The sequence below is a fragment of the Microbacterium sp. GbtcB4 genome (genome assembly GCF_019091465.1).
GTDB classification, from domain to species: domain Bacteria; phylum Actinomycetota; class Actinomycetes; order Actinomycetales; family Microbacteriaceae; genus Microbacterium; species Microbacterium paraoxydans.
In genome coordinates this window covers 1-241 of the sequence record NZ_JAGXJJ010000451.1, presented here as the reverse complement: position 1 = coordinate 241, position 241 = coordinate 1, and the positions used below count along the sequence as shown (strand labels likewise).

1 pseudogene is annotated in these 241 nt (G+C 69.3%); it reads right to left on the bottom strand.

From position 1 onward, the window contains the following. Positions 1 to 107: pseudogene (locus tag KVS71_RS20120) on the bottom strand (alpha-ketoacid dehydrogenase subunit beta); the annotation flags it as partial. Positions 108 to 241 lie beyond the last annotated feature (134 nt).

The window sequence follows — 241 nt, the reverse complement described above, 5'->3', positions numbered from 1 at the left end:
CGGGACCCCCCGCCGAGCTTCTCGATGTCCTCCCCCATGGGGATGACCTTCGGGTCGTCCTCCATCGCCCTGCGCATACCGGCGTTCAGCGCCTTGCCCAGCGGCATGGTCTCCCGGGGCACTGGCCTTCTCCTTCGAACGACGCCTCGTAGCGGGCGCGCCAGGCATTCTGCTCCTCGATCAGCGGATGCGGCTTGCTGTACACGTGGTCGAACCTGAGGACGGCGCGGGGCGGGCCGAG